The following is a 21199-nucleotide window of genomic DNA, read 5'->3' on the forward strand; positions in this document are numbered from 1 at the left end:
GGCAGGCCGGACAGTCGCTCACGGCGCATCGGGGGGTGCGGTTCGCCGCCGGGGTCAGCGGCCGGACGAACGTCTTCGCCTCGGTGCCGTGCCGCACGGCGGAGGAGCCCTTCGTCCACCTGGCCGGCCGCGTGGGCGCGATCCCCGGCGTACGGGCGGTGGAGGCCGTGCCCGCCCTCCGGCAGGTCAAGGCCCTCGCCTGCCCCCGTGACCGGCCGGCGCACCACGTCCGGCGGTAACCGCCTCCGGGTGCGCCGGTACCGGCGGGCGGCTCACCGGTCGCCGGGCGGCACGGTGTCGAAGGGGTCGGCGAAGTCGTCCTTCCGGGCGACGCACAGGGCCCAGATGACGAACCCCGACATCGTGATCATGACGATCGACCACACCGGGTAGTACGGCAGGGAGAGGAAGTTGGCGATGACGACGAGCCCGGCGACGGCGACGCCGACGACCCGCGCCCAGGTCGCCGCCTGGAACAGGCCGACGCCGACGGCGACGGCGACCACCCCCAGGACGAGGTGGATCCAGCCCCAGCCGGTGAGGTCGAACTCGAAGACGTAGTTGCGTGTGGTGAGGAAGACGTCGTCCTCGGCGATCGCCATGATGCCGCGGAAGACGTCGAGGATGCCCACGAGCGCGAGCATGACGGCGGCGAAGACCATCAGCCCCGCGGCCCATTGGTACTTGGCCGTGTGCGCGCGGGGAGTGTGGGTGCGGGAAGTGTGGGTGGCGGTCATCTCCGTCTCGCTCTCCCTGCCGCGCTCAGTGCCGGGCCGCGGTGTCGCGGCCGTAGGAGGCCGACGCGCCGCGGTCGCTCAGGACGAGTTCCTTGGCCCGCCGGAACTCCTCGTCGGAGATGTCGCCGCGGGCGCGGATCTCCGACAGCCGGTCGAGTTCGTCGGCCCGGCCGGTGCCCCCCGCGGTCTCACGGATGTAGCTGTCGAAGGCCTCCTGCTGCTTGCGGGCGTGCGTGATCTCCCGGCGGCCCATGGTCTTGCCACGGGCGATGACGTAGACGAAGACGCCGAGGAAGGGCAGGAGGATGACGAACACGAGCCAGCCGGTCTTGCCCCATCCGCCCAGGCTGTCGTCACGGAAGATGTCGCCGATGATCCGGAAGAGTAGGACGAACCACATGATCCACAGGAAGAACCACAGCATGGTCCAGAACATGCTCAGCAGCGGATAGTCGTAGGCGAGGTAGGTCTGTGTGCCCATTTTCGGTGCTCCGTTCCGGGCGAGTGCCCGACTGCCGGTTCCTGCTGTCCTCAGCGTGCGCACGCCGGCCGCGAGGGGCCTCACCCGGGACGGGTGAACCCGTCCCGGGCGGCGCGTTCACCGGTCGCGGTCCGGCGGGCGGGGGACGAAGGCGGTGCGGTACCGGGCGGAACCGGTGATCCACTGACCGAGGGCCAGGCCCGCGACGGCCACCAGGAAGACGGCGATCAGCCAGGACAGGAAGGTGAAGACCGGGCCGAGGGGGCCGAAGTCGCGCAGGCTGCGCCGCATCACCGCGGGCATCAGCAGTCCGGCGATCCGGCTCAGCAGCACGGTGCCGGCGGCGGCGAGCACCGCGCCGGGCAGCAGGTCCCGCCAACCGGTCCGCCCGCCCAGCAGCAGATGCTGCGACCACCACCACATGAGCGTGGCGGACGTCATCGACAGCACCGCGCCGGACACCGCCCCGGTCCCGAAGCCGTCGCGCAGGGGTGCCTGGACGAGGAGGACGGCGAGCCAGACGACGAGCCACAGCAGCCAGCGCCAGGCCGCGGTCCTCATCGGTGCCCTGGGCAGGTGCCAGCACCGTTCGCACACCGCCTGCAGCGCGCGGCTGAAGGCCGTGGCGGAGACGAGCGTCAGCACGACACCCGCGGCTCCGACGGAGTCACGCGTCACGCCGTCGGGGACCTGGAAGGTGCGCCGCACCTCTTCGAGGGTGTCGCCGGGTGCGCCCAGGACGGCCGAGAGGGAGTCGACGAGCAGGTCCTGCACGCCGTCCGGGGCGAAGGCCGCCACGGTCATCAGCAGCGGCAGCGCCGCGAGGAAGGCCTGCGCGGCCAGCCTGACGGCGCCCTCCACGATGTTGAGCGCCGACAGCACGGGCAGCAGCCGGGCCGCGGGCCCGGCGCGCAGGGCCGCCGTGACCCGCTCCACCGTGTGTCCCCGGCGCGGCGCCGCGCCGGCCTTCCTGGACATCACTCACGGGCCTGCCCGGTGGCGGGCGCGAGCAGCGCCGCGACGGCCACGGCCACCGGGCCCGGGGCCGCGGTCCCGGCCGGGGGACGGCTCCCCGGCACCAGGAGGCGGTTCCCCGGCGCCGGCACCGGAACCGGAACCGACGCCGGGGGTCCGGCGACAACGACGCCGTCGAAATCCTGAAGTGGAGGTGTTCTCGTGCCGCCCATGGCTCTCCTCGGTCGTCGGCGCACGGGTGAGGGGCCTCGTGCCGCCGTCGTGGGGCCGGGACCGGCCGGGCACGGGGCTCAGGCCCTGCGCAGTGCGGCGCGCCAGGCGAAGGCGACGCCCAGCTCGACCGGACCGAGCAGGAGCAGCCACAGCCCGAGGAGCCGGGTGAGGGCGACCACCGACTCGGTGGGCAGGGCCAGCACCACGATGCCGGCGACGACGCCGAGCGCCCCGGCGCCGAACAGGAAGGCGCGGTGGGGCAGGCCTCTGGCCGCCAGAGCCGTGAAGACGGTCAGCATGCCGGTGACGAGCCAGATGATGCCGACGATCAGCGAGAGCGCGGTGATCGTCTGCAGGGGGTTCCGCAGACACAGCACCCCGGCCAGCACGTACAGCACCGCGACGAGCAGCCCCGACAGCCGTTCACCGGGCTCGCGCCGGGCGAAGACGGCGACGAACCGGAACACACCGGTCACCAGCAGGTACAGCCCGATGATCACCGCCAGCACGTGCAGGGTGGCGTCCGGCCAGGCCAGCGCCAGCACGCCCGGCACGAGGGTCGCCACCGCCGACCCCAGCAGCCAGGTCCACGAACCGCCGAGCCGCGCCAGCAGATCGGCGGGGTCCTCCGTGCGGCCCGGGACCGTCCCTCCGACAGGAGATCCCGTTCCGGTCGGCGGCGCCGCACCCTGCGATTCGGTCATGGTTCCTCCTCGTGACACCGGCGTGTCGCCGGCCGGACCGCCGACGGGACGGTGTGGTGCCACACCGGCCAGCGTCCCGCGCGCCGGCGGGGCGCCGGATCACCCGCGGCGGGTGACCGCGGCCGGGTCACGGGGCGAGGGACCGCGGGCCGCCGGCCGTCCGGGGGCCGCCGGGCGGTGGCCGGACGGCGGGCGGTGACCGCCCGGCGGCCGTCTGCACGGGAGGGGCCGCCCGGTATCCGCCCGGCGGCCCCGGCGGGTCACTCCGGCAGCCGCCGCAGCTCCACCACGTGCAGTCCCAGCGACTGGAAGCGGGCCAGCAGGCCGTACAGGTGCGCCTCGTCCACGAGAGGCCCGTACAGCACTGTCTGACCGGAGATCACCACGTGCTCCAGCTCGGGGAAAGCGCTGGTCAGCGTCTCCGACATGTGCCCGTCGACACGGATCTCATACTGCATGGGGTGCTCTCCCGCAGGCGACGTCCGCCAGGCCAAATGCATCCACCGCTCCGATGCTCCGCCCCCGTGCGCCCCTCGGCCTCACCCTGCGCAGGTGACACGCCGCGCCGCGGGCCGGCGTCGGTGTGTCGGTGCGTCAGTGCGTCAGTGCGTCAGTGCGTCAGTGCGTCAGTGCGTCAGGAACAGTTTGAAGGAGACGATCAGCAGACCGAGGGCCAGGTTGACCGCGGCGGTGCCCGCCACCTGGCGCCACGCGGCCCCGGCCCGGCGGGCGGCGGCCATCGACCAGCCCACCTGACCGGCGACGGCGACGGCGAGCGCCAGCCACAGGGTGCCCGGCATGTCGAGGTCCAGCAGCGGACTGACCGCCACCGCGGCGGCGGGTGGTACCGCGGCCTTGACGATCGGCCACTCGTCGCGGCACACGTGCAGCACGACCCGGCGGTCCAGGGCCCGCTGCGCCAGACGCGCGCCGAACAGCTGGGCGTGCACGTGCGCGATCCAGAAGACCACGCCCGTGAGCAGCAACAGCAGCACCAGTTCCAGGCGCGGCGAGGAGCCCAGGTCGCCGGCGCCGATGACGACCGAGGCCGCGAGCATCGATCCGTACACGCCGCCGGTGTAGTCGGCGTGGGCCCGGCGTTCGGCCGTCCGGGTGACGGTTCGGTCGGTCCGGGACATCAGGTCCTCCTCCGCGGGCCCGGGTGCCGTCCCGGCCGCGTCGTCGGCGTCGTCGTCGGCCCGGGTCCTTCCTCGGCGCCGCCGGCGGGCAGGTGCCGGGTGGCCGGGAAGCCGGCCAGGGTGATCCCTCCGACCGCCAGGACGGCCGCCCTCAGGCCGTCGAGCTGGGCCGAGGCGTAGGAGTCGGTGACGGCGTCCACCTCGGGAGGCGGCAGCCCGGCCCGTTCGGCCGCCGAGCGCACCTGGTCGGTGGGGACGAAGCTGACGCCGGCCTCCAGGGCGACGCCGGTCTGCCGGCGGGCCTCGTCCGACAGCCTGGGATCGTTCTCGACCTGCGTGGTGAAGGCCTGCACCAGGGAGCCGATCAGGATGGATCCGATGAGGGCCGTACCCAGCGCGGAGCCCAGGTTCTGGGCGGTGAACTGCAGTCCTCCGACCTCGCTGCGCTCCTCCTCGCCGGCGCTGGACTGCACGACGTTGCCGAGCTGCGAGGCGAGCAGGCCGACGCCGAGGCCGAGGAGCGCCATGGCCCAGAAGAACTGGGCGTCGTCGATGACCGGGTCGATGGTGGCCAGCAGCCACACGACGGCGCCCAGCAGCGTCAGCAGGGCCCCCCGCACGACCCGGCGGGGTCCCGCCCTCCGCCCGAGCCGGGCCGCCCCCAGGGAGGCCACGAGCATGGTGACGGAGACCGGCAGCAGCCGCAGTCCCGTCTGGAAGGCGTCAAAGCCCTGGACGACCTGCAGGTACAGCGGAATGGTGAAGAACAGTCCCAGCAGGATGAGGTTCTGGCTCAGCAGTGTCAGCAGCCCCGACCTCAGCGTCGGCCGGTTCAGGAGGGACAGGTGCACCAGGGGGTCGTCACCGCGGCCCTCCCGGTGTCTCTCCCAGCCGCGGAAGAGGACGAGGAGGGCCGCCCCGGCGGCCACGACGAACAGGGTGGGGGCGAAGCCCAGGACCGTGAAGGGGGCGTTCCGCGGCTGCACCCACCCCCAGGAACTGCTCTGCAGCACCCCCAGCACGCCCAGGGCGAGCCCGGCCGCCGACAGCACGGCGCCCACGGTGTCCAGTCCGGGGCGCCGGCCGCCGGGGGCGCTCTCGGGGATCGCCCGCCGGAAGCAGAGCACGGCCACGACGACCACGACCTCGCCGGCGAAGACCAGCCGCCAGGTGAGGTAGGTCGTCGTCCAGCCGCCCAGCAGCGGGCCCACCGCGATGCCGGCGCCGGCGAGACCGCCGACGACGCCGTAGGCGACGGCGCGGTCCCGCTCGCGGTAGGACTCGGCGACGAGGGCCGCCATGGACGGCAGCACCATGGCGGCGCCGAGCCCTTCGACGACCGACCAGCCCACCGCCAGGACCCCCAGGGTGGGCGCGACGGCGGTCAGGGCCGATCCGGCGCCGTAGACGGCCATGCCGAGCAGGAAGATCCGCCGACGCCCGAAGATGTCCCCCAGGCGACCACCGATGATCATGAAGGCGGCCATGACCAGGGCGTACAGCGTGATGACGGCCTGGATGGCGGTGACCTCGGTGTCGAAGTCCTCGACCAACTGGCTGATGGACACGTTCATCACGGAGGTGTCCAGCACCATCAGGAACTGCGCCGTCCCCAGGACGATCAGAGCACGCCAATGTCTCACGGGGTCCACCTCACCGAGTCGGCCCGGTGCCGGTACCGGCACCCGGACGGCGGGCAAGCACGCCGCCGCCGCCATCGCACCCCCGAACGCCCGGCGGCGCCTCGCCCGTGGCGGGTGAGGGCGGCCCGGCCGCCACACGGTTCACCGCCGGGCCGGTTCACCGCCCGGCCCGGCCGCCGCCCGGCCGCCGCCCGGCCGCCACCGCCCGGTCCCGGGCCCCGAGGCACCGCCGGGCGGCCGCCTCACCGGGGCGCGGTCACAGCAGCCGCAGCTCGCGCGCCCGCCGCACGGCGTCGCCGCGCCGGCTCACCGACAGCTTCCGGTAGGCGCCCTTGAGGTGGGTCTTCACCGTGTTCACCGACACGTACAGGTCGGCGGCGATGTCCTCGGTCGACATCATCTGGGCGGCCCGCCGCAGCACGTCCCGTTCACGTCCGCTCAGCTGCTCCACGAGCACCGGTGCCGCCTCCGGCGCGGAGGGCCCCGGAGCGTCGTGCGGTGCGGTCCCCGGCACGAGCCAGCCCGCGGCCAGCGCCCGCACCGGTGCGGTGGCCAGGAGGGGCCCGATCCAGGGGCCGGCTTCCAGGAACGGCCGCCGCAGCTTCTCGCGCCGGGCCTCCAGGAGTGTCCGGGCGACCAGCCGACGGGCGGTGACGACGTCGCCCGCCACGTGCGCGGCCTGTGCCCGCACCAGTGCGGCGCGGACCGTCACCGCCGGGCCGGCGGACCCGCGGCGTGTGACGGCGTCGAGCAGGTGCAGGGCCGCCTGCCGGTCGCCCGCGGCCAGGCGGGCCCGCGCGGCGCCCACGGCGCACGCCGGCTGCTCGTCGGCCACCGGCTCCAGCACCTCGACGGCCGCGTCCGGGCGGCCCTCGGCCAGGTGGACGGCCGACGCGATCAAGGCGGCGTGGCTCCTCGCCCAGGGTGAGGCCACCTCGGTGGACAGGGCCGGTTCGGTGGCCGCCAGGGCGGCGCGCGGCCGGCCCCGGGCCAGGAACAGGCGGGCCGCGGCGATGGACCGGCCCGCGGCGGCCACCGGGTCCCGCGCCGTCGCGTCGGAGAGCTGGTCGAGCAGGGCCTGGGCCTGGTCCAGGTCGTCGCGGTCGACGGCCACCGCGGCCTGGACCAGCCGCCCGAGTTCCGGGCCGGACGGCCGGGGCAGACCGAACCGCTCCGACTCGGTCGTCGCCGCGACGACCTTGCGTTCCGCCCGGCCGGGCCACCCGTCGAGGTAGTCGATGAGCGCGAGGTGCTCCAGGGACTCCTTGCGCGGGAGCGCCGTGGAGGCGCCGCCGGGGCTGCGGGCCGCCGCGGTGAGGGCGGCCCGTGCCGGTGCGAAACTCCCGGTCCACAGTCGTGTCGAGCCCAGGTGGGTCAGCAGCAGCGCGAAGAGTTCCGGGTGCCGGTCCAACAGGTGGGAGGGGATCTCCCGGAGCAGTTCCCGGGCCGCTTCCGCGGCCTGCTCGGCCCGGTCGGGGCAGCCCGCCAGCCGGGCCGCCAGCACCTCCAGCAGGGCGTGGCTCAGCCGGGCCGCCGCCGGCTCGCACGCGTCGGCGGCCAGTTGTTCCCCGGCGTGCCGGAGGTGGGCCAGACCGCGGTCGAGGTCGTACCGGGACAGGTCACGTGCCGCGCGGACGAGGTCCGTCGCGGGGCTGGTCGCCTCGGGTTCCACGTCGGCGAACAGTTCGGTCAGGTCGTCGGCGCGCAGGCCGGTGAAGAGCTGCCCGATCGCCAGATCGTCGACGAGGGCGCGGGAGGTGAACTCCCAGTCCCCCGCCGCGGCGCCGTGGGCGAGCATCTCCGCGAGGGAACCCGAGCGCCGCAGCCACTGCGCGGCCCGTCGGTGCAGTTCGGGCTCCAGGCCGGGGGAACGCTCCCGCAGATGGGCCCGGAGGATCTCCCGGAACAGCGGGTGCAGGCGGTACCACTCGTGTCCGAGGTGCTCGACGAACGCGTTCTCGCGGTGCAGTGCGGCGAGGAGGGGCTCGGCGTCGCTCCGCCCGGTCAGTGCGTTCACCAGGTCGGCGCAGAAGCGGTCCAGGACGCTGACGCGCAGCAGGAGGTCCTGCGTCTGGGAGGTCTGCCGCTTGAGCACCTCGGCCAGCAGGAAGTCGGCGATCGTGCTGCGCCCCGCCTCGAACTCCTTCAGGTAGAGCTCCGGGTCGGGGTCCTGCTGGGCGGCCAGGGCGCACAGCCGAAGGCCGGCCGCCCATCCCCCGGTACGGTCCACCAGTGCCCCCGCCGCCTCGACGGACAGGTCCAGTCCGTGCAGCTCCAGCAGCGCGACCGCCTCCTCGGGCGTGAAGGCCAGTTCGGCGTCGCGGATCTCGGTCATCTCCCCGGCCGCCCGGTAGCGGTGCAGCGGGAGCAGCGGTTCGGTGCGGGTGACCAGGACCAGACGCAGCCCCGGCCCCGCGTGCTGCAGGACGAAGTCCAGCTGCCGCGAGATCTCCGGTGCGCTCACGCGGTCGTAGTCGTCGAGCACCACGACCACGGGGCCGTCGCGGCCGCTGAGCTCCGCGGCGAGCCGGGTCAGCAGGGTGTGGTTCACCCGGCCCGCGTCGGCGGGAGAGCCGATCCCGGCGGGCAGCGGCACACCGGCGGTGCGCAGTGCCTGGAGCAGGTGTGCCCAGAACACCCCCGGTCCCTGGACCGCCCAGTCCAGGGTGAGCCAGGCGACCGGCTGCGGGAGGTGCGCGGCCCACTCCGCCACCAGCAGGGTCTTGCCGGCGCCGGCGGATCCGTTGACCATCGTCAGCGGTGTCGGCGGCGCCTGGTCCAGGTGCCTGACCAGGCGCTCGCGGCGCAGGAACGTGCCGGGTCTGGCCGGCGGGACGAAGCGCGTCCGCAGAAACGGGTCTCCCAGCGGATCGACGCACTCGACAGCAGCTCCACGCGGGGTCCCATCGCTCACCACCACGACGCTCACCACCCGTCTCAGCAGGTCACGGGCTCGTGCTCCCGTCACCGGCATCCCCATTCTCCCCCGCTCCCGCGCGGCGTGCAGGGTCCGAGGGCCCGGGACCGTACGAAGCCGCCCGGCCGCGCGGCTCTCGCGGGGGCGGGCGGGCACCGGGCGGGGCGGACGCGTGGTGGGGTGGGGGCGGACGGGCCTCGCGGGGGTGGAGGAGCGCCGCGGAGGCGGACGCGCGGGGCGGACGCGCGGGGCGGACGCGCGGCGGCGCCGGCTCCCGCGCGAGGCGGGGCCGGCGCCGTCCCGGCCGACGGCCGGGGGGGGTGCTCCGTTCCGGTCAGGGCGGATCAGGCCGCGTCAGGAGCCCGGCCCGATCCGGGTGAGGAGTCCTGGCCGGGGGCCTTGACGAGGAGTCCCTCGCAAGGGCCCGGCCAACGGACCCTAGGGACTGACGCAGGCGATGGAGCCGACCGGGAAGTTGTTGCCGGTCGATGTCGCGGTGAACCCGAAGGTGACGCTGCCGTCCGGCGGGACGGTCCGGTTGTAGTCGAGGTTCCCGACCGTGACCGTGCCGTCGGACCCGTTGCTCAGCGCGCCGTTCCAGACACTGCTGATCTTGGTGCCCGTGCCGGGCTTCCACCGTACGGCCCAGCCGTCGCGCGCCGTCGTGCCGTGGTTCATGACCTCGACCGAGCCCTGGAAGCCGCCGCTCCAGGAGTTGGTCACGTTGTACACGGCCATGCACCCGGTGTGCGGGTCGGACGACGTCGGGGTCGGGGTGGGAGTCGGGGTGGGCGTGGGGGTCGGGGTCGGCGTGGCCGTCGGGGTGGAGGTCGGGGTCGGCGTCGGCGTGCTGCCCGAGCCCCGGATGCCGGTCACCTCGCCGTTGCCGCCGTCGAAGACGATGTCCGAGCAGGAGAAGAAGTTCTCCTGGCTGTCGGAGCGCACCCACTGGATGAACATCACCGCGTCACCGGAACGGCCCGAGGGCAGGTTCAGGTTCCAGTAGTAGTGGCCGCCGTCGGTGCCCGGCGAGCCCGTCTGCGGTGGGTCGGTGACCGTCTGGATCAGGTCCAGGTCGTCCCAGCCCAGTTCGGTGGCGGGTGAGTAGCCCGGCTTGGACAGGTACACCCGGAAGGATCCCGGGTGCGCGGCCCAGTTGCTGTGCTTGACCTGGATCGTCCGCCCGGAGGTGAGGTGCGTCCGGGGCCAGTCGGAACGGGCGGCGTTGTAGCCGGTGAAGTTGTACGGCGACCGGTCGCCGGCGCTGCACAGCTTCCCGTCCGGTACGTAACCGGGGCCGCGGCCACCGGCGTTGGAGTCGAGCACGGCGAACCAGTTGTACAGGGCGGTCGCGCCGCTCTCGTTGAGCGCGGCCCGGCAGGCCGGGTTGGTCGGGTCCAGGGAACCGGTGCTGGTCTTGGCGTCCAGGTAGCAGAGGTAGGTCCTCGATCCGGGCGTCATCGTGACGCCGTGCGCCTCCGCGTCGCCCTGGCCCAGCAGGGTCAGGCCGAGTGCGCCGAGCAGCGTCGCCAGCACCGCGGCCGCCAGCGGAACGAGTCGGTTGGTGCGTCGAGCCATCGTGTCTCCTGTGCGTGTGTGTGGGGGGGTCGTCCTCCGGTCGCTCTTGTCTCCTTCGCGGTGCGCCGTCCGGTGATGGAGCCCCCGCCCGCCCGGGGAGGAAGCCGCCGGACGGGCGGGGGGATCTGGGGGGGGACGTGCGTGGAGCGGGGCTGCGGCGCCTGACTCGGCCGGAGGTTCGTCATGCCCTCCGGGAAGGCGCGTCAGGAGCCGGGGCACCGTGTCGTGGGCGTGTCCGTGGGGCCGTCGGCGGTGAAGCCGGACGAGGTGCCGGCGCCGGGCGGCAGCGCGCCGTCGTGGGCGGCGGCGCACGGCGCGGCGACGATCGCGGGCCGGCGCGGGAGGGGGCGGGGCTCTGGCTCATGGCGTGGGCCTTTCCGGGTGCGGCCGCAGGAGCGGCGGAGCGGCGTCGGCCCTCCGGGCCCGCCCTCGGACCGGCACGGGAAGGTGGGGGCGGGGCCCGCGGGCGGGCACGGCTGCGCGCCGGATCACGACGGCCGACGGCGCGTGGCGAGTGGCGGGTGGCGACAGGCGGGGCCGGTTCACGAGCCGGCCGGACCGGTTCACGAGCAGGCGGTGCCGTTGAGGCTGAATCCGCCCGGCCGGGCGAACGAGCCGCTGTAGGTGCCCTGGAAGCCGAAGGTCTGCCCGGCGCCGGGCGCGATCCGCGTGTTGTGCGCGAGGGCGCTCGCCGTCACCGCCCCCGTGGACGGGGTGACGGTGGCGTTCCAGGCGTTGGTGATCCGCTGCCCGGAGGGCAGGGTGAACGCCAGCTTCCAGGGATCGACCGGAGTCGAGCCCGTGTTGGTGACGGTGACGTCGGCGGTGAAGCCACCGGCCCAGACGTTCGTCGCGTACGTCACCTTGCAGGCCGCCGCCGGGTCACCGGGGTTTCCGGGGTCGCCGGGGGTACCGAGGTTCACGGCGGAGGAGAAGGAGTTCACCGCGAGCCCGGCACCGTTCTGCCACGGCTCGAACCCGGCCTGAATGCTCGTCAGGTACCAGTCGTTCTGGGCCATTCCGCGGCGGACGGTCTCCCGCACGAAGTCCATGACGTCGAAGCTCCAGCCGGAGATCGCCGACGGGGCGACGAAGGAGATCACGTCGTTGGTCCCGTTGCCGCCCGTCCACACCTGCCAGGAGCGTCCGCCCACGGTGGCGGTGCCCACCTGGGCGCCGATCGGCTGCACCGGTCCGACCTTGTTGAGCCAGATCATGATCTCGGTCCGGTTCACCCCGTCGGTCCTGGGCGTGGGGTCCAGCCAGATGTCGTACGACGCGTTGTAGACGGCGTCGCCGACAAAGCCGTACGAGATGCTGCTGGGGGCGCCGGCGATGCCGCTGAGCCGCGCGGGGAGGTTGGTCCCGGGCGAACAGTTGGTGTAGTGGCAGCCGTTGAAGACCGACGGGTACGACTTCGGGGCGCCGTTGGTGGGGACGGAACCGTCGGCCTGGGTCAGCCGGAAGCCGGTGTCGGTGGCGGTGACGCACTGGGGGGCGCTGGTACCCCAGCGGTTGTTCTGGACGACGTAGCGGCCCTGAATGGTGGTCGAGCCGAACTGTTCGCAGACCAGGGTGTCCGCCTGAGCCGCCGGCGCGACGGCCAGGAGGGCCGCGACGGTGGCGAGGGCGGTGAGCAGCGCGCCGAGGAGGGCGCGCGCGGTGTCGAAACGGTGCGGTGACGGTCGCATGTGGGGGCCTCTCTGGGAGGGACAACCGGATGGAGCGCACAGGACATCGGGAGCGCTCCCGGCCCGTCCTGGCTGGGAGCGCTCCCACCCACTGGTTCGGATGGGACATTAGGAGCCGCCCGCGCGCCTGACAACCCTCGGGGAGCCGAATGTGTCGAACGGATTTCGAAGCCACAGGTCAGCGGCGGGCGTTGATGCGGCGATGGTCAACCAGCTTCATATGCACGGCAGTTGGGAGCGCTCCCGAAAGTTTCGCTGCCGGGGCCTGAGCGCTCCGGCCCGTGGGCTCGAACCTGTGGGGCAGGCCCGCGGGTGGACCTGCGGTCGGCATGCCCGGCCCGCGGGCCGGCGGTCGGCAGGCCCGCGGGTGGACCTGCGATCGGCAGGCCCGCCCCGCGGGCCCGCGGTCGGCAGGCCCGCGGGCCGGGGCGGTGGACCTGGATCCGACCGGGGCATCGACACGTGTCGCCGTCCGCGGGACGCTTGGGCCACGCCGTCCGCGGGACGCTTCGAGGAGCCGGTGGCGACCGGCGTCACGCCGAGGCGCGTGTCACCAGCCGCGTCCGCAGGATCACATGGCGCCAGGCCACCTCCGGCTGCTCGATCTCCTCGAGCAGCAGCCGCACCATCGTCCGCCCGATCTCCTCCAGCGGCTGACGGATGGTCGTCAACGGCGGGTCCGTCTGTTCGGCCAGCTCGAAGTCGTCGAAACCGATCACCGCCACGTCCTGCGGCACCCGGCGTCCCGCCGCCCGCAGGGCGTCCAGCGCCCCGGACGCCATGGCGTCCGAAGCGGCGAAGACGGCGTCGACCTCCGGGTGCCGCTCGATCAGCCGGGACATCGCCCGCCGCCCGCTCGCCTCGGTGAAGTCGCCCTCGGCCACCAGGGCCGCCCCGTCGAGCCCGGCCTCGGCCAGTGCCTCCTGGTAGCCGCGCAGCCGGCACCGGGCGACGTACATGTCGGGCGGGCCGGTGATGGCCGCGACGGCCCTCCGGCCGCCGGCCACCAGATGGCGGACCGCCGTACGCGCCCCGCCGACGTTGTCCGCGTCGACGTACGTCATCCGCTCGTCGCCCGAGCGCCGGCCCAGCAGCACCGTGGGCAGCCCGGCGTCGGCGAGCATGTCCGGCAGCCGGTCCTCGGCCGGCACGGACATCAGCAGCACCCCGTCGACCCGGCCGCCGCGCGCGTACTCCACGAAACGCTTCCGGTCGGCGTCCGTGCGGACCAGGGTGAGCAGCAGCTGCACCGCCGTGCCGGACAGGGCGTCCCCGACCGCCTGTACGACCTCGGAGAAGAACGGCTCCCCGAACAACCGCCAGTCCGTGTTCGTCATCACCAGCGCGACGGCGTCCGCACGCCGTCCGGCCAGTGAACGCGCCGCCAGGTTGGGCACGTAGCCCAGTTCGTCGATGGCGCGCCGCACGGCACGGCGCGTGGAATCCTTGACGCCCGCCGCGTTGTTGATGACGCGGGAGACCGTGCCCCGGCCCACTCCGGCCAGGGCGGCCACCTCTTCCAGCGTCGGCGTGCCCGAGCTCCGTCTGACCACAGTCCCACCCCCAAGGGCACCCGATCCTACGGCCCGACCCGCGCCTCGGCCGAATGACCCGACGGTGCGTCAGGAGCCTTGTTCTGCCGAGTGGTTCCTCCTGCCCGGTGCGACACGGAACTCCCCCTCCCGCGGGCGCCGGCCCCGTCCCCGACCGGCTCCCGCGGCGGTGGGAGCGGCGTTCCGGGCCGCCCACCGGGTGCGGTGGGGGCGTCCGGGAGCCGTCGGGGATCCCGGACGGTGGTGCGGTCGGTGCGCGCGGCGGAGGCGGTGCCCCGAGCGCTGCCGGACGACCGTCTCTCCGGAGCCGGCCGGCCCGCGAGTCCCCGAGCGGTCCCGGAGCCGCCCCCGTCCTCTGCCGCCGCCGGTCTCCCGGTCCCGGGCGGTGCGCGGCCCGGTGCGTCCGATGCGGTCGGACACGGCCCGATACGGTCAGGTACGGTCCGATGCGGTCGGACACGGCCCGACAGGGCCGGCGACCCCGCGGAACCGGGCCGGTGCCGGGAATCCGGAGTTCCGCGCGCTCGTCCCTCCCGCGACCGCCACCGATCCGGCGCCCGGGGTTACGCTCCGTCCCATGAGCCATGACGGGGGTCGGTCCGCTCGTATCCACCGGAGCACGGTGCGAGCGGCCGCGGGGGCGCGGGACGTGCAGGCTTTCTTCGACCGGGTGACGGAGGCGATGCTTCCGGGATCCCCCTGCGAGGTGTGGGCGGGTGTCACGCTCGATCCGCTGACGCTGATCAGCACCGGGGGGAACTACCGGCGGGGCGTGCCGATCGAGCTGCTGCCGCGGATGCTGGACATCGAGTACCGCGAGGGGGACGTGAACCACATCCCGGACCTCGCCCGCCGGCGCGCGCCGGTCGGTCTGCTCAGCCGGGAGGTGACGGGCGACCCGCGGAACAGTCCGCGCTACCGCGACATCTGCCAGCCGCTGGGGCAGCGGGACGAGTTACGGGTGGTGCTGCGCGACCGGCACGGGACCTGGGGTGCCCTCGTGCTGGGGCGCAGCGCCGACCTCCCCCCGTTCGACGAGGCGGAACTCGAAGCGGCCGCCTCGCTCGCCGAACCGCTGGCACAGGTGCTGCGGCGTCTGCTCGTCGAGGAGAGCGCGCGGTCGGCCTCCCACCCCGCCGCCCCGGGACTGGTCATGCTGGACGCTGACTACGCGCCGGTGTTCACCTCCCCCACCGCCGACCACTGGCTCGGCGAACTGGAGTCGGGCGACGGCAGTCACGGACTGCCCGTCGCCGTCTACGCGGTGGCCGCCTCCGTCCGGGCCGCCGCCCGCGCGGGCGAGACGTCGCGGTCCGTGACCTCGTGGGCCCGGGCCCGCAGCCGGGAGGCCGTCCAACTGCACGCCTGGTCGCTGGACGAGAACCTGGGCGCCTGCGTCGCCGTGGCCATGGAGCCCGCCGATCCGCACGGCCGGGCCGCCTTCCTCGTCCGCGCCTACGGTCTCTCCCCCCGCGAGTGCGCGGTGACCGAACTCGTCTTCCACGGCTACTCCACCCAGGAGATCAGCCGGCGGCTGCGGTTGTCGCCGCACACCGTGCAGGACCACCTGAAGTCCGTGTTCGACAAGACCGGGGTCCGCAGCCGCCGCGACCTGGTGGCGGCGATCTTCTCCCGGCACTACGCGCCCACCGCGTCCCCCCTCCCGACGTGACGGCCGGCTGCCGCGGTCGACGGCGCGCGCCTGGCGGCCGACACGGCGTCGGGCGGTGAGCCGCGTGCACGACGCGGGACCGGGCGACCGCGGTCGCCCGCGTCCGCGCCGCCCTCGTCCACCGGGGGGGGGCGGAGTCCCGGCGGCGGGCGGGCCGCTCCTGCCGGCCCTCGCCCGGCCCCCGCGGCTCCGGCTCGGCGAGCCGCCCCAGGACGGGCCGGTGCCGCACCACGCTGACGCGCCCGGCCCGGCACGGGGCGGGCGCACGAGCTGCGGGAGATCGTCGACGGCCGGCCGGGCACGAAACGGCCGGCCGCGTACGGCACAGGCACAGGCACAGGCAGCGTGGGCCTGTTATTCGGGATCCTCGCGGGGTGTTTCCGTCACGGCGCCCACCGCGGGCTCCCCTTTGCGCCAGGTGACCGTCACCTTGAGGGTGGCCTTGCCCCCGGCCTCCGTCACGACGCTCACCAGCTGGCCGCTCTTGACCGCGATCTCGATGCCGAATTCGAGCGTCACTTCGTCCGGGGCCGCGCTCCGCAGTCCGGACCTGACGCTGCGGGTGACGGTCTCGAGGGTCTGAGGGAGGTCGCCCAACTGCCGTGACAGGCGGTCGCCGAAGCCGGTGTCCCGAGGCCCCTCGTCCTCGTCGTCGACGCGCACCCATATCGAGGCTCCGTCCGGCATGACCGCCCGAACCGCTTCCGACATGTGCCATCCCCCTGTTCGACTCGCCAACTCCCGGAGAAAGATACCCAGTTGCAGGACGTCCGGCGGGCGGTCACCTACAATCATCCCACGGTCACGGAGGGGAGTGGTCATGGCCGACCAGGATGCCCGGTCGTCGTCGGAGAAGGTCTACCTCTCCGACGTCGAGATCCATCGGCAGTCCCCCATCGCGAGCGCCCAGGATCTCCGGGCGCGCGTGCTGTTCCACGTCCTGCTGTCCGACACCCTGCTCGTCGGCGATTCGCAGTCGCTCAACACCCCCCTCTTCCGTGCGCTGGTGTCCCCCGACGAAGCCGACGGTCAAGCCGTGAGGTCGGATCTCGCGCCGCTCCTGGACAGCGGCCGTATCCGGGTCGCGTGCCGGGACGGGCAGACGCTGGCAGCCGTCCGGGACGCCCAGGGGCTACGGCAGGTCGAGCACGTGCCCAGCGCCTCCTATGCGGAACTGATGGACCGCATGACGCACGCGCGGGCGGTCCCCTACAGCCTTGACGCCGTGTCGGCCGCCTTCACCTCCGGAGTGATCCGGCTGCTGGAGGAGCAGGCGCGGAACGCCGCAGGAGAGACGCGCAGAACGGTCGAGGCCGCGCTGGAGTTCGTGAGGGGGCAGGAGCCGCTGTACTTCAAAGCCCTCAGGGACTGGGAGGAGTCCTTCCGGACCGGCTCGTCGGGAAGCACGGAAGTCGTGCTCGCCCTGGCCGCCGTGGACCGGGCCGCGGGCGAGTCGTACCGCCAGGCACTCCCCCATGTACTGGGAGCCGGGACCGCCGCCCCGCGCAGTGTCGAACCGCCCGCCGCCGCCACCCGCACGGTCCTGGAACGCGTCACACTGCCCGCCGGCGTTCTCGACAGTTTCCTGCTGGGCCGGCTGCCGGTCGAGGCGTTCCTGGAGGCCGTCGAGCAGCCGTCCCGCGGTGTCCTCGTCCACCAACTGGGCCTGCTGCGCCGAGGCGGCCAACCGGACCTGTCCCAACTGGTGGAGGCCATGGACGAGTTCAGCGCGTGGATGCAGGAGGCCTTCGTCCGCGCCTTCCGCGACACCGACGAACGCGCGCGGGCGGTACTGGGCGGCAACCGCAACCTGATGCGCTTCGGCATCTCCCAGGACTCGCTGACCGGCGCGCTCGGCGCCGGACTCGACGTGCCGGCGGCCGACGGGGACGAGGACTACCTCGACCTGCGGGTCGTCGACCGGAGCGTGCCGGTCGCGGACGGCGCGGTCGGCATCGGGGAGCTCGACGCACGGCAGATGCGGCAGCGCGTGATCACCGGCGCGTACGCCGGCTGAGCCGGACTCCGCTCATTCCGGTGCCCCGGAGCCGGTGCCGGAGCCGTCCGCGAGGGCGAGCGCCAGGGCCGCCAGCGTCACGCCGCAGACGACGCTGCCGCCCTGCAGCCACTTCATCACCTCCGTACGCGAGGCCCAGACCGGCTCGGCCACCGACTCCATGGCCTCCGGCGCGGCAGCCGAGGGAGCGTCCGCCGAACCGGCGGGGCGGACCTCGGCGGCGAAGACGTGCACGTCCGACTCGATCAGGCCCGTCTCGGCGTGGATGACGCCCAGGGGGCGCAGCGCGGACGGGGCGCAGTCGAAGCCGGTCTCCTCCCGCAGCTCCCGTACGGCCGCCACGGCCGGCTCCTCGTCCGCTTCGCAACCGCCTCGGGGAAACTCCAGGGAGACCTCGCCGATCGGGTATCGGTACGTGGGGACGAAGGCGAAGCCGTCCCGCCCCATGGGGACGATCACCACTCCGCTGTGGGACCACTGCCAGCGCAGATAGCGGCCCTGCCCGCCCGACGGCGAGAGCACCTCATCGTTGAACAACGTGCCGAAGCGGTTGCGGAAGACCTCCACCGCCCGCTGCCGCCGGATAGGTGGGGGTACGGCGTGGGCAGACGCTTCGTCGTCCATCAGCGCCGGCCTCCTCTCAGCTCGTGCGACCGTCCAGAACGGTCCTCATCTGCACCCATGATGAATGTTCGTGCGCGAATTCGTCGAGTTCGTCACTGAGTTGGATCAGCACCTGGAGTACCAGCGCCTGCTGCTCGCGCAGGCGCGGCGAGGTGCGCGACGGCAGTGCCGCGCGCTCCGTCGCCGCCCGGCTCAGCACCCGGTAGGCCTCGCCGAGACGTCCGGCCCGGATCAACCCGAAGCCGTGGCGCTGCAGGGTCTCGGGCAGCCGGACGAGATAGCGGCTGGGCCGGAGCCTGAGCAGCTCCTCCAGTCGCTCGACCGCTTCCATGCTGGAGGTGAGTGCTTCCTCGGTCCGGCCGGTGCGATGGCGGCACTCGGCCAGAGTCTCCAGGCAGGTGAGGTACACCTCGTCGTCACGAGCTCCTTCCGGCACCTGTTCGCACCGCATGACGCCCTCGGCGGCATCACGGGCCGCGCCGTTGACCTGTGCGTCTTCGAGCCGCAGCAAGGCCAGCACACTCAGCGCGCCTGCCATGTCCATGAGGGTGCGATGCCGCGTACCGGGATCGTCGTCGACGAGCCGCCGGTACAGGGACACGGCCTCGACACTGAGCCCCAGCGCCGGTTCCGTCTCCCCGGAACGGTGCAGGAGCAGGCTCAGGTTGTGCAGTGCCGCGGCGTAGTCGGACCGGTACCGCGCGGACCTGCGGACGAGATCGCGGCTGAGCAGGATCGCCTCGTCGGCCGCCCGCACGGCGTCCTCCCGCTGCCCGCTCTCCTCCAGCCGCAGGCTGCAACTGCGCAGACGCCTCAGACGGATGAGCCGAGCGGTGTCGTCGCTCTCCGCGTCGGATGTGCTGAGCAGCCGCTGGAGCACGAGCGCAGACAAGGCGGAAAGGCTGGACGGATAGCCGGGAAGACGGGGTTCGACGAGGCGGAGCAGGTCGGTCTCGCAGGTCTCGAGCACCGGTCGGATCAGGTTCACCAAGGGCTCGGCGTGCGGCACCCGGGCGCCGACGGTCACCAGGGCCGGTACCAGGACGCGGGGATCGTCCCGCACGACCTGCGCGAGCGCCTGGTCGAGGACCGTGTGGGCGGGATGCTCCACGACCCGGCCCACGGTCGTGCAGCCACGGGCCCGGGCCAGGACGTCGAGCGTCTCCAGTACGGCCCTGGTCCGAGTCTGTTCGTCCCGAAGCGCGGACACGTCCAGAACGGCGCCGAGGTAGGCGACGGCGTCGCCTGAACTCTCGGGCTCCGCCAGCACGCGCCGCACCAGGATCTCGCCCAGTCTGTCGGGCTCGAGGGGCGCGACGTGGTCGGCTTCCGTCGCGGAGTACAGCGCGCGTAAGCAGGAATGCACCGCGGGGGCGTTGACGGGCTGCTGCCCGGGGAAGGCGGTCCTGCGCACGGACGTCAGCAGCGCGGTCAGCTCGCCCCGGTCTCGCCGCTGGGCCAGGGTCGGCACCAGCAACAGGCCCTCCGCCATCATCCGGCCGGTGCGTCCCGCCAGGACACCGCCCGCTCCGAGACGGTCCTCCAGCAGCGCGTACCATCCCGCGATCTCGTGCCGGCAGATCCGTGCGAGCGGATCGTCGCTCTCCTTCCACTCCTCGCCCTGGCGCAGGGTGAGGACGGCGTCGAGGGCGGCCGCGAGCGTTCCCAGGATCGAGCCCTGCCGGCCGGCCCGGTGCGCGAGGGACGGCGGCATGAGCACCCACGGACATTCCAGCAGGCGGGCGAACTCCTCGAACGCCCTGGTGACCAGGGTGCCGGGATCCTCGGTGTTCAGCGTGTGGGGAAGCCTGTGCGAGCTCGCGCCCCGCAGCGCCCAGTCCTCGATGTAGTGCGTCTCGAACTCTTCCCTCAGCGCCTGCCACAACGGCTCCTCGGACCGGGCCAGCAGCAGCACGCGCAGGGTGATGCCATCAGGCCGGTGCCGGTGGACATGCGTCATGAGAGCGCTGATGTCGCCGAGCCGTGCCTGGGCGTAGTCGAACACCACCAGGCAGGGGAAACCCGCGCCGAGTGCGGCGGTGAGGCCTTCCAGCCACCGGGGCAGGCGCAGGGGGTTGCCGAGCAACTCCTTGTCCGCGAATCCGGCGATCCAGCCCGCGTGCCGCAGGTGCCGGCACAGTTCGGCGGACAGGCGGGTCTTGCCCGAACCGCCGGGTGCGTACAACAGGCGCAGCAACCGGTCGTCGGGTTCGTAGCACCAGTCCCGGAGCTCGCCGAGCTCCGGGCGGTCCACGAACGGCATGGCTCCGCGTGCCAGCATCTGCGCCGGCGTGTTCCCCGAACCCGGCCCTCCGGGGTCGGGACCGAAGAGGTCGGCCTGCCGTCCCCCGCGATTGCGGGCGAGATCGAACCAGACCGTCCCGGGCCGGTGCGCGGCACGGTTGCGTTCCAGCAGCCCCGGCAGGTGTTCCTCCACGGCGTCGACGGGGATCAGCCATCCCCCCGACATCCCCTTCTCGTGGCGTGACGCCTTGAGCACCCCGCAGACACGCCCCGTCGTCGTGTCGAGCACCGGACCGCCGCTGAATCCCTGGACCACCTGGTCCCACTGGAGCCGCACGAAGCGGCCGCTTCGACCGGCCACCGTGAGGTGCAGGGTGTCGGGCTGGACGCCCGGCTCCAGCGTGTGCCCGCTGAAGCCGTGGACGGACACGGACGCCGCCTGCGTCGGTCCCGCACCGGCGAGCCACACCCCGTGCACCTCGTGTGCCGGTTCGCTCAGGCGCACTTCGGCGAGATCCGGAAAGCCGTAGGTGCTTCCCGCGCCCTTCGTCTCGGGCACCAGACCGGTGACCTCGATCGCGACGGCACGCCCCTCGACCGTCGCCGTCATGCCGCCCTTCTCGCGCCCGGCCACCACGTGCGCACAGGTGAGGACGGTGTCGGGCGTCACCAGGAACCCGGTCCCGCAGAAGGCGTCCCCGGCCCGGATGCCCACGACGTTCCGCTCGGTCAGGACGCGCAGTCGCTCCAGCGCCTCAGCGTCCGGGCGCGTGTGTGCCGTCATCGATCTCCCCCGAGCGATCCCGTACGACGAACTCGCCGTCAGATGACTTCCCGACCGTATTCTGCCGTCCCGTCGGCTGCGGCATCACGTCGTTTCCGTGCTTCGGCGTGCTGCGCCGGTGACTCGGCCGGTCCTGGAGGAGATCGTCGCGGAGGGTGCGGCAGATGCACCCGCCGGTCAGCTCGACCAGCCGCTTCTCAGCACGCGAGGGCGCCGCCCCGCCGCCG

The 21199-nt window shown here is 73.6% G+C and carries 17 protein-coding genes; 3 read left to right on the plus strand and 14 right to left on the minus strand.

Going from position 1 to position 21199, the window contains the following annotated elements:
• Positions 1–35: 35 nt before the first annotated feature.
• Positions 36–239 (plus strand): hypothetical protein, encoded by a 204-nt coding sequence (locus ACZ5FU_RS27485; protein ID WP_469047242.1) that lies wholly within the window; start codon positions 36–38, stop codon positions 237–239.
• A gap of 33 nt (positions 240–272) precedes the next feature.
• Here the strand turns inward: ACZ5FU_RS27485 and ACZ5FU_RS27490 are convergent, their stop codons facing one another.
• The 11 genes from ACZ5FU_RS27490 to ACZ5FU_RS27540 all read right to left on the minus strand — a co-directional run bounded on the left by ACZ5FU_RS27490 (position 273) and on the right by ACZ5FU_RS27540 (position 13631).
• Positions 273–737: a DUF7144 family membrane protein gene (locus ACZ5FU_RS27490; RefSeq protein WP_451528434.1), complete on the minus strand. Its 465-nt coding sequence runs from the start codon at positions 735–737 to the stop codon at positions 273–275.
• 25 nt (positions 738–762) lie between these two features.
• Positions 763–1218 carry an SHOCT domain-containing protein gene (locus ACZ5FU_RS27495; RefSeq protein WP_468645741.1) on the minus strand — a complete coding sequence of 152 codons (456 nt, stop codon included), beginning with the start codon at positions 1216–1218 and terminating at the stop codon, positions 763–765.
• A 117-nt stretch (positions 1219–1335) separates the two neighbouring features.
• Positions 1336–2196 (minus strand): YhjD/YihY/BrkB family envelope integrity protein, encoded by an 861-nt coding sequence (locus tag ACZ5FU_RS27500; RefSeq protein WP_451780973.1) that lies wholly within the window; start codon positions 2194–2196, stop codon positions 1336–1338.
• Positions 2197–2483: 287 nt separating this feature from the next.
• Entirely contained in the window at positions 2484–3110 is a 627-nt protein-coding gene (locus ACZ5FU_RS27505) for an HdeD family acid-resistance protein (RefSeq protein WP_468839871.1), read from the minus strand.
• 260 nt (positions 3111–3370) lie between these two features.
• Positions 3371–3568, minus strand: a complete 198-nt coding sequence (locus ACZ5FU_RS27510) for a hypothetical protein (protein ID WP_366060289.1) — start codon at positions 3566–3568, stop codon at positions 3371–3373.
• Between the two features lie 168 nt (positions 3569–3736).
• Positions 3737–4249 (minus strand): hypothetical protein, encoded by a 513-nt coding sequence (locus ACZ5FU_RS27515; protein WP_451528430.1) that lies wholly within the window; start codon positions 4247–4249, stop codon positions 3737–3739.
• Positions 4249–5892, minus strand: a complete 1644-nt coding sequence (locus ACZ5FU_RS27520) for an MFS transporter (protein ID WP_469047244.1) — start codon at positions 5890–5892, stop codon at positions 4249–4251. Before ACZ5FU_RS27520 ends, ACZ5FU_RS27515 begins: the two co-directional genes overlap by 1 nt.
• Before the next feature lie 256 nt (positions 5893–6148).
• On the minus strand, positions 6149–8866 hold the full coding sequence (locus ACZ5FU_RS27525; protein ID WP_469047246.1) for a winged helix-turn-helix domain-containing protein: 2718 nt from the start codon (positions 8864–8866) through the stop codon (positions 6149–6151).
• A gap of 381 nt (positions 8867–9247) precedes the next feature.
• Positions 9248–10387, minus strand: a complete 1140-nt coding sequence (locus ACZ5FU_RS27530) for a lytic polysaccharide monooxygenase auxiliary activity family 9 protein (protein WP_469047247.1) — start codon at positions 10385–10387, stop codon at positions 9248–9250.
• Between the two features lie 563 nt (positions 10388–10950).
• The gene (locus ACZ5FU_RS27535; protein WP_469047248.1) at positions 10951–12078 is read right to left on the minus strand and encodes a glycoside hydrolase family 12 protein; all 1128 of its coding nucleotides are present in this window, start codon (positions 12076–12078) and stop codon (positions 10951–10953) included.
• Between the two features lie 533 nt (positions 12079–12611).
• The gene (locus ACZ5FU_RS27540; protein WP_451528425.1) at positions 12612–13631 is read right to left on the minus strand and encodes a LacI family DNA-binding transcriptional regulator; all 1020 of its coding nucleotides are present in this window, start codon (positions 13629–13631) and stop codon (positions 12612–12614) included.
• Between the two features lie 577 nt (positions 13632–14208).
• Between ACZ5FU_RS27540 and ACZ5FU_RS27545 the strand changes: the two genes are divergently transcribed.
• On the plus strand, positions 14209–15303 hold the full coding sequence (locus tag ACZ5FU_RS27545) for a helix-turn-helix transcriptional regulator (protein ID WP_468839134.1): 1095 nt from the start codon (positions 14209–14211) through the stop codon (positions 15301–15303).
• Between the two features lie 354 nt (positions 15304–15657).
• Here the strand turns inward: ACZ5FU_RS27545 and ACZ5FU_RS27550 are convergent, their stop codons facing one another.
• The gene (locus ACZ5FU_RS27550; RefSeq protein WP_451528422.1) at positions 15658–16014 is read right to left on the minus strand and encodes a CU044_2847 family protein; all 357 of its coding nucleotides are present in this window, start codon (positions 16012–16014) and stop codon (positions 15658–15660) included.
• A 109-nt stretch (positions 16015–16123) separates the two neighbouring features.
• Between ACZ5FU_RS27550 and ACZ5FU_RS27555 the strand changes: the two genes are divergently transcribed.
• The gene (locus ACZ5FU_RS27555; protein WP_451780962.1) at positions 16124–17320 is read left to right on the plus strand and encodes a hypothetical protein; all 1197 of its coding nucleotides are present in this window, start codon (positions 16124–16126) and stop codon (positions 17318–17320) included.
• A gap of 12 nt (positions 17321–17332) precedes the next feature.
• On the opposite strand, the gene ACZ5FU_RS27560 is transcribed toward ACZ5FU_RS27555, so the two are convergent.
• Positions 17333–17944, minus strand: a complete 612-nt coding sequence (locus ACZ5FU_RS27560) for an NUDIX hydrolase (RefSeq protein ID WP_451528420.1) — start codon at positions 17942–17944, stop codon at positions 17333–17335.
• A gap of 16 nt (positions 17945–17960) precedes the next feature.
• Positions 17961–20972 carry a trypsin-like peptidase domain-containing protein gene (locus ACZ5FU_RS27565; protein ID WP_469047250.1) on the minus strand — a complete coding sequence of 1004 codons (3012 nt, stop codon included), beginning with the start codon at positions 20970–20972 and terminating at the stop codon, positions 17961–17963.
• Between the last annotated feature and the right edge of the window lie 227 nt (positions 20973–21199).

The sequence above is a fragment of the Streptomyces sp. NPDC031554 genome (assembly GCF_055580685.1).